Source organism: Serratia sp. 3ACOL1, assembly GCF_003668775.1.
GTDB classification, from domain to species: Bacteria; Pseudomonadota; Gammaproteobacteria; order Enterobacterales; family Enterobacteriaceae; genus Chania; species Chania fonticola.
Map to the genome: position 1 here is coordinate 2577155 of NZ_CP033055.1, position 11043 is coordinate 2588197.

8 protein-coding genes and 1 pseudogene are annotated in these 11043 nt (G+C 57.3%); 2 read left to right on the top strand and 7 right to left on the bottom strand.

Annotation, left to right across the window (positions count from 1 at the left end; all coding sequences use genetic code 11):
- Positions 1–163: 163 nt before the first annotated feature.
- A pseudogene (tyrP, locus tag D9980_RS11575) lies at positions 164–1371 on the top strand (tyrosine transporter TyrP).
- Between the two features lie 51 nt (positions 1372–1422).
- Here tyrP and D9980_RS11580 read toward each other — a convergent pair.
- Positions 1423–1962: a YfaZ family outer membrane protein gene (locus tag D9980_RS11580; RefSeq protein WP_024485848.1), complete on the bottom strand. Its 540-nt coding sequence runs from the start codon at positions 1960–1962 to the stop codon at positions 1423–1425.
- A 335-nt stretch (positions 1963–2297) separates the two neighbouring features.
- Here D9980_RS11580 and katA point away from each other — a divergent pair, with 335 nt between their 5' ends.
- Positions 2298–3734, top strand: coding sequence for a catalase KatA (gene katA / locus D9980_RS11585; protein WP_121607375.1), 1437 nt, complete (start codon positions 2298–2300; stop codon positions 3732–3734).
- A gap of 56 nt (positions 3735–3790) precedes the next feature.
- Here katA and menE read toward each other — a convergent pair whose 3' ends face one another.
- The 6 genes from menE to menF form a co-directional block, all read right to left on the bottom strand.
- Positions 3791–5173: an o-succinylbenzoate--CoA ligase gene (menE, locus tag D9980_RS11590; RefSeq protein ID WP_121607376.1), complete on the bottom strand. Its 1383-nt coding sequence runs from the start codon at positions 5171–5173 to the stop codon at positions 3791–3793.
- Positions 5161–6144 (bottom strand): o-succinylbenzoate synthase, encoded by a 984-nt coding sequence (menC, locus tag D9980_RS11595; protein WP_121607377.1) that lies wholly within the window; start codon positions 6142–6144, stop codon positions 5161–5163. The genes menE and menC overlap by 13 nt, the downstream gene beginning before the upstream one ends.
- Positions 6144–7001 carry a 1,4-dihydroxy-2-naphthoyl-CoA synthase gene (menB, locus tag D9980_RS11600; RefSeq protein ID WP_021805976.1) on the bottom strand — a complete coding sequence of 286 codons (858 nt, stop codon included), beginning with the start codon at positions 6999–7001 and terminating at the stop codon, positions 6144–6146. The genes menC and menB overlap by 1 nt, the downstream gene beginning before the upstream one ends.
- Entirely contained in the window at positions 6985–7773 is a 789-nt protein-coding gene (gene menH / locus D9980_RS11605) for a 2-succinyl-6-hydroxy-2,4-cyclohexadiene-1-carboxylate synthase (protein WP_121607378.1), read from the bottom strand. The genes menB and menH overlap by 17 nt, the downstream gene beginning before the upstream one ends.
- A complete protein-coding gene (gene menD / locus D9980_RS11610) occupies positions 7773–9446 on the bottom strand; it encodes a 2-succinyl-5-enolpyruvyl-6-hydroxy-3-cyclohexene-1-carboxylic-acid synthase (RefSeq protein ID WP_065683109.1) in 1674 nt (557 codons plus the stop codon). The genes menH and menD overlap by 1 nt, the downstream gene beginning before the upstream one ends.
- A gap of 266 nt (positions 9447–9712) precedes the next feature.
- Positions 9713–11005 carry an isochorismate synthase MenF gene (menF, locus tag D9980_RS11615; RefSeq protein ID WP_121607379.1) on the bottom strand — a complete coding sequence of 431 codons (1293 nt, stop codon included), beginning with the start codon at positions 11003–11005 and terminating at the stop codon, positions 9713–9715.
- Between the last annotated feature and the right edge of the window lie 38 nt (positions 11006–11043).

The window sequence follows — 11043 nt, forward strand, 5'->3', positions numbered from 1 at the left end:
GAGAGCCCCCTTCTGATACCGCCGCGGCCTCACTCACAACCGTAAATTTAAATGTACACCATACGTAACGCCGGTTTGACACAAAATCGGCAATCAACTATTCTGCCGCACTAAAAATAGGGTCCCGAAAACGCCCCTAAATCATCCAATAGCAGAGAAAAACGTGAAGAATCGCACGCTGGGCAGTGTTTTTATCGTGGCAGGCACCACCATTGGTGCAGGGATGCTGGCTATGCCCCTGGCGGCAGCGGGCGTAGGTTTTGGCGTAACGCTGGCACTGCTGGTCGGGCTGTGGTTATTAATGTGCTATACCGCGCTGTTGCTGGTCGAGGTTTATCAGCATGAGCAGGCGGACACCGGTCTGGGAACGCTGGCCAAACGTTATCTGGGCGGCGGTGGCCAGTGGCTTACCAGTTTCAGCATGATGTTCTTGATGTATGCGCTGACCGCAGCCTATATCAGCGGCGCTGGCGAACTGCTGGCTGTCAGCATCAGCCAGTGGACTTCTCAGGACTTCCCGACTTACCTCGGCGTACTGCTGTTCACCCTGGTCGCAGGGGGATCGTCTGCATCGGCACCCATTCGGTGGATCTGTTCAACCGTATTCTGTTTACCGCCAAGTCGATTTTCCTGATCGTCATGCTTGGTCTGATGATGCCGCACATCCAGCAAACCAACCTGCTGACGCTCCCGCTGGAACAGGGGCTGGCGCTCTCGGCCATCCCGGTGATCTTCACTTCATTTGGTTTCCACGGCAGCGTACCCAGTATCGTCAACTATATGGGCGGCAACATCCGCAAACTGCGTTGGATCTTCATCATCGGCAGTGCCATCCCGTTAGTGGCTTATATCTTCTGGCAGTTGGCGACGCTGGGCAGCATCAGTTCCACCACCTTTGTCGGCATTCTGGCACAACAGGCCGGACTGAACGGTTTACTGCAAGCGGTGCGTGACGTGGTTGCGTCGCCTCATGTCGAGCTGGCGGTGCACCTGTTTGCCGATTTGGCACTGGCAACCTCATTCCTGGGGGTTTCACTCGGGTTGTTCGACTTCCTGGCCGATCTGTTCAAACGCCGGGATAACGTGCGGGGCCGTTTGCAGACCGGGGCCATCACCTTCCTGCCGCCATTGGCATTCGCACTGTTCTATCCACGCGGTTTTGTGCTGGCACTTGGGTTCGCGGCAATTGCGCTGTCCGTACTCGCCCTGCTGCTACCTTCATTGCTGGTCTGGAAAACTCGGCGGCGGCATCAGGCCAGCTATCGAGTCTGGGGCGGAACGCCAGCGTTGGCGTTGGTGTTTGTCTGTGGGGTGGCGGTGATCGCCATTCAGCTCAGCATCGCCAGCGGCCTGTTACCAGCCATCGGCTAACAGAAAAAAATGGGCGCAGCATATGCGGCGCCCATTTAATAGCAGGCAGGATTAGAAACCCACGCCCACACCGATATAAGGGCCATCGGCTATCGCGTTGTCGCGGTTGCCGTCTTTACCTTCGATGTTGATGTAACGATAACCGACATCCACATTGAACGGACGCACGTTTAAGCGCACCCCGCCATTAGCTTCGTTGTAGGCTTTTGCCCCGCTGGTCAAAGACTCCGGCGCAAAATAGCCTTCGCCATACAGGCTGAGATAGCGGTTGAGATCCCATTGCAGACCGCCTCCTAATGCCAATGCCCCACCATCTTTGCCATCTTTCGGGCTAAGATAAATGGCCTTGCCGCCCACGGTGGCCGTCAAAGGCCCAACCGGCAGGCCGAAGCTCAGCCCCAGGCTCCCGATGTCACCATCATGATCGCTACGGATCCAGTTGCCGCTGATCCCCAGGCCCGCCGTTGTGCCCCCCAAGCCGACGCCCAGGTTGGTGTAATGTTCCCCTGCCTCACCGCTCACGCTGATCGCATTGGCAGAGCCAGCCACAAACAGCAAACCTGCTGCGCACGCGACTAAAGTTTTGTTCATTATTGATCCTTTTCAATCTTCATCATCAAGGAGTGATGATGTCTGGCACCGGAAAAAATCCGCGGTAAGTGTAACTGAATTGTCATCAATTCCCGGCTAATTTAAAGCAATAAGCCGTTAATTTTTCAATAAACTGTAAACAAATGCCAATCAGTTACCCCAAAATTACAACGATAAGCGCTGCCTATTTGCCGAGGACTGAGAATAAGTCTACAACTAGTAGTGCCATTGATGGAGGTCAGCAGAGCTGGCCTTTTCATTAGTTAATATGATGAAGATCTGCAGCACCCGAAACTGAGCTATCAACTTAACTGCAATACAGTAAGGAGCAATTGATGAGCAAGAAAGGATTAACTACCGCGGCTGGCGCGCCCGTTGTTGATAATAATAACGTGATCACCGCCGGCAAGCGCGGCCCGATGCTACTTCAAGACGTTTGGTTCCTGGAAAAACTGGCCCACTTTGACCGCGAAGTGATCCCAGAGCGTCGTATGCACGCCAAGGGGTCCGGAGCTTACGGCACCTTTACCGTCACCCACGATATAACCAAGTACACCCGCGCAAAAATCTTCTCTGAGATTGGTAAGCAAACCGAGATGTTCGTCCGCTTCTCTACCGTTGCCGGTGAGCGTGGGGCTGCCGACGCCGAACGTGATATCCGCGGCTTTGCCATGAAGTTCTATAGCGAAGAAGGTAACTGGGATCTGGTAGGTAACGATACCCCGGTGTTCTACCTGCGCGATCCACTGAAATTCCCTGATCTGAACCACGTGGTAAAACGCGATCCGCACACCAACCTGCGCAATCCGGTATATAAATGGGACTTCTTCTCCCATCTGCCTGAATCACTGCACCAGTTGACCATTGACTTCAGCGACCGTGGCCTGCCTAAATCCTACCGTCATATGCACGGCTTCGGCAGCCACACCTTCAGCTTTATCAATGCCAATAACGAGCGTTTCTGGGTCAAGTTCCACTTCCGCTGTGAGCAAGGCATCGAAAACCTGATGGACGATGAAGCAGAAGCCATCATCGCCAAAGATCGTGAAAGTTCGCAGCGCGATCTGTTCGATTCCATCAAGAACGGTGACTTCCCGCGCTGGAAACTGCAAATCCAGATCATGCCAGAGCATGAAGCGTCACAAACCCCGTATAACCCGTTTGACCTGACCAAAGTCTGGCCGCACGGCGACTACCCGCTGATCGATGTCGGCTTCTTCGAACTGAACCGCAACCCGGATAACTACTTCTCCGAAGTAGAACAGGTGGCCATGAACCCGGCTAACGTGGTGCCTGGCGTCAGCTTCTCCCCGGATAAAATGTTGCAGGGCCGTCTGTTCTCCTATGGTGATGCACACCGCTACCGCCTGGGCGTCAACCATCACCAAATCCCGGTCAACGGTGCCAAATGTCCGTTCCATAACTATCATCGCGATGGGGCTATGCGGGTGGATGGTAACAGCGGCAACGGCGCAACCTATGAGCCAAACAGCTTTGGGGTGTTCCAGGAGCAGCCAGATTTCAGCGAACCGCCATTGAGCATCGAAGGTGCCGCCGATCACTGGAATCATCGTGAAGACGACGATTACTACAGCCAACCGCGCGCGCTGTTCAATCTGCTGAGTGCCGAGGAGCACCAACGTATGTTCACCCGTATCGCCGGTGAACTGTCGCAGGTGCCAGAACAGATCCAACGTCGTCAGGTTGAGTTGTTCACCAAAGTACATCCCGATTACGGTAACGGCGTAGCCAAGGCCTTGGGCCTGAAATAATTTTTTACACCAATAGCAAGGCCGCCCTCGGGCGGCCTTTTTCGCAACGCAACAGGTTATGCTTGCAGTTGGCTACTCGCCCACTGTTGTAGACGACGGCGCGAAATCTTGATGCCGCCGTTTTTTAGCTCGTCGGGCAACGCCAACGCGGCAATCGGCCGCTGGAAGTTCGCCAGCCGGTCCTGCGCCCAGAGCATTAACCCTTCCAGCGTTAACTCACCTTCCAGATCGACCACCGCTACCGGCCGTTGGCCAAACTCCGCATCGTCAATCGGCACGATAAACACCTGCAACACCTGTGGATGCGCGGCAAAAACACGTTCCACATCTTCCGGCTGAACGCCTTCCCCGCCGCTGAAGAACAGGTTATCCAGCCGGCCAATAATACGCAGTTCACCCTGCTCCATCGCGCCACGATCGCGGGTATGGAACCATCCTTGATCGTCGGTAATGGGCACTAGCTGGCCCCGCAGCCAATAACCCAGCGCCAGGCTGGTGGAGCGGATCCAGACTTCCTGATCCACCAGGCGTATTTCACGGCCTGGTAAAGGTGCCCCAACGCCGGGCAGCTCGTCGGCACGCTTGGCGCAAACCGTTGAAGCCAGCTCCGTCAAACCATAGCCGCACCAGCAGTGGATCCCTACCGCCTCGGCCTGCTGGGTGAGTGACACCGGGATCATCGCTCCACCGAGCAGCACTTCTTTTAGCGCATGCTTGGCCATCGGTTCAGACAGCAAACGCCAAAGTTGAGTTGGCACCAGCGAAGCATGGGTGCATCCCGCCAGCGCCTCGGCCAAGGGTTGCATTTCACGCACCACAAGCTGTGCCCCCACCGCCAGCCAGCGCCAGATAATGCCCTGACCAGACACGTGAAACAGCGGCAGCGAGAGCAGCCAGCTATCCTGCGGCTGAAACTCCAGCAGTTGCAACACGCCATCGGCACTGGCAAGGTGGCCGGCATAGCTATGGGCGGCAGCTTTTGGCAAGCCGCTGGAGCCGGAAGTCAGCGTCAACGTCGCCAGTCTTTGTTCATCCCACGGCAACAGTTGCAAGTGGCACTCATCAACGCCCGGCGGCGACAAGACGATCGCACCAGGGGGCAACTCAGGCAAGCCATCCGGGCTGAAAGCAAAGTCGATATCCAGATCCGGCAGCAAAGCCGCCAGCATCGGCGCAGGCAGCGTCGGATTGAGCGGCAGCAGGCGCGCACCACACTGCAAGAGCGCCAGATAGGCCAACAGCAGCGGATAGCTGTTTTTCCCACACAGCAGCACACCGCTACCAGGTAACACGCCCTGGCGCTGAAAGTCGGCAGCCAGCACTTCTACCTGCCGCTGTAACATCAGCCAACTGACCGGCTGTTGTTCAAAGATCACCGCGGTCGCCTGCGGGCGCTGTTTGGCCCAATGCCGCCACGGCCAATCACTCAACTGCGCCATACACACTCCAAGGTATCAATGCCCAATAGCGGCAAGGTGCTCTCTGGCCAGTTGCGTATCAACTGGGCCTGCATCAGGTTCAACGTATCCAAACCTGGCACCGTTTGCGGCGTCAGCCAATGCGCGATGCGCGCCAGCTGCGTCAACCCCAGGCTGGACTCAATGCTGGAACTGATCACCGCCACCAATCCGGCCTGATGCGCCTGCATGACCAGTTCACGGCAGCGTGCCAGGCTACCCACCAAGGTCGGCTTGATCACAATCGCTGCCACGCCCGGTTCCGCCTGCACGACAAAATCGGCTTCACGCACGCTTTCATCCCAGGCGATGGCAATACCGGTTGCCAGGGCAAACTCACGGGATTCATCACGGGTTTTGCAGGGCTCTTCCAGAAACGCAATGCGATCGCGCCACGCTGGGTTAACGTATTTGGCAAAACCGTCCGCTTTGGCCCGGCTCCAACTGCGGTTGGCATCCAGGCGTAGCTTGAGGTCAGGCAAGGCTTCCAACAAGACATTGACGACCATGCCATCCCGCACCGCCTCATACATCCCCACCTTCACCTTGGCCACTTTCTCCCCCGGCAGCGCGGCCAACAGGTCAAACAGCTCGTCCGGATCGCCAGTGCACAGAGGTGCCTTGCGATAATCGGCCTGCATTGGCAATTGCCCAGCCAGTTCTGCGAGGGCACAACTGGTGCCGAAAGCCACCGACGGCAACTCGCTTTCCGCAGGCAGTTCACCCGCAGCCCAAGCCTGCCCCCAGGCCAAGGTAGCCTGCTGCGCCTGGTCGAGCGTCTCCTGGCTGAACTCCGGTAAGGGGGCAATTTCCCCCCATCCCTGCTGCCCATCCTGTTGCAGGTGGATCAGCAAGCCATCTCGGGTTTTCAGCCGCTGGTTGCGCAGCACCACGCCCGCCTCCATCGGCAGGCTATAGCGATAGATCGCAGCAACACGGGTTAGTGCCGTCATTACGGATTACGCTTGAATTTGCTGAAGTCAGGCTGGCGTTTTTCGATAAATGCGTTGCGCCCTTCCTGACCTTCATCGGTCATATAGAACAACATGGTGGCGTTACCCGCCAGCTCTTGCAGACCGGCCTGTCCATCACAGTCGGCGTTCAGTGCGGCTTTCAGGCAGCGTAGAGCCATTGGGCTGTTCTGCAACATCTCACGGCACCAGCGCACGGTCTCTTTTTCCAGATCGGCCAACGGCACCACGGTGTTGACCAAGCCCATATCCAGCGCCGCAGCGGCGTCGTATTGGCGGCACAGGAACCAGATCTCACGGGCCTTCTTCTGGCCGACGATGCGTGCCATATAGGAAGCACCCCAGCCGCCGTCAAAGGAACCGACTTTCGGCCCTGTCTGGCCAAAGATGGCGTTATCGGCCGCAATGGTCAGATCGCACATCATATGCAGCACGTGACCGCCGCCGATGGAATACCCGGCAACCATCGCTACCACGGGTTTAGGGCAGGTGCGGATCTGGCGTTGGAAGTCCAGCACGTTCAGGTGGTGTACACCGCTGTCATCACGATAGCCGCCGTAGTCACCGCGCACTTTCTGATCGCCACCGGAACAAAAGGCTTTATCCCCGGCACCGGTAAGAATGATAGTGCCGATGCCGTCGTCATAGCGCGCGTTCGACATCGCCTCGATCATTTCCTTCACCGTGTGCGGGCGGAAGGCATTACGCACCTGTGGGCGGTTGATGGTGATTTTGGCAATGCCATCGCTGGACTTGTGGTACAGGATGTCTTCGAAATCACCCGAGCAGTCCTGCCAGTCGATCGCGGCGTACAGTTGTTCTTCATTGGGATACAGCATGTTTGGTTCCTTTTTTAGCAAGAAATGCATCGAGCGCGGCGGCAAAATCTGCCGGATTGGCCAGATGAGCGTTATGACCCGCTTCTGGCACGGTTTGCAATGGCAAACCGGCATCACGCGCCAACGCCTGAAATTTGTGATCGTCAGCACCGCATAACACCATCACTGGCAGTGCCAACTGTTGTAACTGTGGCACCAGCCAAGGTTGCCGCCCGAGAGACGTCGCCTCCAGCATATCGGCAATGGCCGGGCCATGATTATCTGCACGGGCAGCTATCAGCGCCTCGCGGTGTACCGGGCTGAGGTTGGCAAAGACCGGTTGGAGATACCAATCGGCCAATACCGTTTTGATCCGTTCAGTACGGAAACGCTTCGCCCAGGCGGCATCATGGGCACGCCGCTGGGCACGTAAATCCTCGTTCTCCAACCCTGGATTACCGCCTTCGATCACAATACCTTGTAGCCCTTGCGCTTCTCCGCAGCAAGCATGGTACATGGCGATGCGCCCACCGAGTGAATAACCCACCAGCCAGTAACGCTCAATATTATGCTGCTGCAGCGTGGCGGTGATTTGCTTGCTGACGTCGGCAAAGTCCAGGCAGGATTGATCGGCAGAATCGCCATGGCCGGGTAAATCAATCGCCAGCGAGGGCCACTGTTCGCAACGCGAGGCGATCACCCGCCACTCATTGTTGTTCCCTAGCAGACCATGCAGCCAGATCAACCATGGGCGTTGGCTTTCGCCTTGTTGTAGCACGCGGGAAGCCAGCATCAGTTTGCCCCCATTTTTTGTACCAGATGTTGCAAGGTTTCTGCGCCATCGCTTGGCGGCACCTGCAACTCAATCAGCGTGGCTCCGCTGTGGCGCCAGGCTTTTTCCACTGCCTGCTGCAACTGCCCCCAATTTTCCGGGCAGGCATAATCAAGCTGGAACATGGCTGCCGCCTGGCTGAACTCCACGTCCTGCGGCATACAGTAAAACCGCTGGCGCTCAGGTTCCGGCGTTGGCAACAGCGAGAAAATCTGCCCGCCATTGTTATTCACCACGATCAGCACCGTGGGCGCCGAACATTGGCGCAACAGTGCCAGGGCGTTCAAATCGTATAGCGCGGAGAGATCGCCTACCACGGCCAACGTCGGCTTGGCTGTGGCGCGCTGAACCCCAGCCGCGGTGGAGATTAGGCCGTCGATACCGCTGGCCCCGCGGTTACTGAACACCGGATAACCGGCAGGCAACTGGGTTAGGGCATCGATCAGGCGCACAATCAGGCTATTGCCGAGAAACAGCTGGCCGTTCTCCGGCAACAGCTCAGGTAGGCGATGGGCCAGTTGGGCCTCACCAAACCGGTTAACCAGGTATTGCGACGTCGCATCAAGGGCATCATCCGCCAACGCGGACAGATCGCCAGCCCAAGGTGAGCGAGGTTGCGCCGGATGCAGATCGAGCCACTCGCCAACGGTAGAACGAATACGGCGGCCACGATGATGCGCGGGATCGAGACGCCCAGGCAGATCGTCGATCAGCCAGAATTCCTCCGGCTGGCAGCGCTCCTGCCACTGCAGCAGGCGTTTGCCCGTCAGGCTGCTGCCAAACTGCACCACCAACTGCGCACTAGCCAACAGATCGCGAGCCTGTGGATTCGCCAACCATAAGTCGGCACAGGGCAGCGGTTGTCCCGTTTGCGAAAGGGCATCGCCAATCAGCGGCCAACCGAGCATGCCCGCCCATTCAGCCAGTTGCACGCCCTCTTCCGCTCCCATCCTGCCAGCGATAATCACGCCGCGCTTCTGCCGCCAGAAAAACCAGTCCGGCTGCTTAATAACCTGATGGGGATCCATTTCACGCAGCCAAGGGTGCGTATCCTGCCACCAGTCCCCTAACTCTGCCGACCACTGCTCATACAGCTGTTCATCTCCACCATATAACGGTTCCGCAAACGGGCAGTTGATATGCAGGGCCCCCTGCCGTAGGCGCGCCATCGCGCTGTCCAAGGTAGATACCAGCCAGCGAGCCGGAATATCCGGGCTTGGGCGTGGCAAATCGATGTTCAAGGTGGGGTGGCTCGAGTAGAGGCCGTTTTGGCGGATCGCCTGATTGGCTCCGCAGTTAATCAACTCCGGCGGACGATCGGCGGTGAGGAACACCAGCCGCTCCCCGGTTAACCCGGCTTCGATCAGGGCAGGATAAAGATTTGCTGCCGCGGTACCCGAGGTGACGATCACCGCCACCGGCTCACGCGTGGCCTTTGCCAGACCGAGCGCTAAATGGCCCAGGCCCCGCTCATCGAAATGAGTATGACAGACAAAAGCGCGGTTCGCGGCAGCGGCCAACGTAAGAGGCGTGGAGCGCGATCCCGGAGCGATACAGACATGCCGCACTCCATGGCGGACCAGCGTTTCCAGCAACAACGCCGCCCACCGGCGATTAAAAACACTTGTCGACATATTTCGCTCATCAGTAGTAAACAGAGGTTACGCGCCGAAGCCTACCCAAACGAGGTAGCGAACCGGGGATCATAACTCTGAATTATATAAGTAATTATCTTTACGGCTTTTGCGCCAGCGCAAAAACGCCGTATTTCCCTGTGGCAGGTGGCCTGCAATAAATCAATTTCGACCCACCCATGCCAAATAGCGCCCCGAAAAAGAACAAAAAAGAAACATATAAAACACAACAAGTTTACACACGAAGATCGGCCTGCTCAATGCACCTACCCAGAATGTTCTGACTGCAACAGAGTGCGTAAGCCCGCCGCCTTGTTTTCGATCTCTTGCCACTCCTGTGCCGGATCGGAACCGGCCACAATCCCCGCCCCGGCATACAGCTCAACCCGAGCATCCTCGATCTGGCAGGAACGTAGCGCAACGCAGAACTCAGCCCGTGCCGCAGAAAGATAACCCGCAGAGCCGGCATACCAACCGCGAGAAAAAGGCTCATGCTGGCGGATAAACTCACGCGAGGCCTGGCGCGGCAGCCCAGCCACCGCAGCCGTCGGTTGCAGCCGTTGCAGGCAATCGGCATCATCACCCTGGTTCAGTTGCCCTTCAATACGCCGCCGCAGATGCTGTACCTTGCGCAACCGCACCACTTCTGGTGGCAACACATCGACCGATCTGGCACCGCCTTGCAAACGCTGGCAGATATCATCGACCACCAGCAGGTTTTCCTGTTGGTTCTTGCTGTCTTGCAGCAACCACTGGGCGAGTGCCTGGGCTTGCGGCTCATCAGGATGGTTGGCAACCGTCCCCGCTAACGCTTCGGTCAGCAAATGTTTTCCCTCCCGCAGGTACAATCTTTCCGGGCTGGAGCCAAGAAATGCGGAATGTGCATCAAAGCGCAGCATAAAGTGGTAGCATTGGTGATTCACCCTGCGGCTGGCGGCCATCATCGCAGGGGCAAACAATGGACTCTCCAGCGTCAACACCGAGCTGCGCGCCAAGACCACCTTATCCATCTGCTGCCGATTTATCGCCTTCAGCGCATCGCGTAGCATGATTTCCCACCCGGAACGTTCCGGCTGATGCTGCACCGACAGCACTTTCACCTGTAAATTCTCGATCGGTTTGATCACCAGCAGATTTTCAAGCCAGGCAAGCGCCGCTTGGGCGTCATCACTCAATGCCTCTTCAGAAAACAGGTTTAGCGTCAGTTCACACTTACCTTGGCGATTGAGAATTTCCAGGCGCGGCAAAAACAGCTGGGCGTCACCGTCAAAGGCAGTCAGCCCCCATAAACGGGCTGCTGGATAGGCATTCACGAATGCCTGCGCCATTGAAGGGTGTGAAAACTGCCGCAAAGCGCCGCACACCGCCGCCTCCTGCCGCCCGTCGCGATGACGCCAGTAGAATTGAGGGAACAGCACCTGCGCCGCCAGCCACTCCAGCAGTAAATCGCTCAGATGGCCGGGAACCACCAGCGTTAGCTGCCGAAATCCGGCTTCACGGGGAAAATCGTGCCCAAGCTGCTGACGTAGCCGCCGCAGCAATCCCGAAAGTTGTTCCACTGCCACCTCATTAACCAAACGCTATGTGGGGAATTATA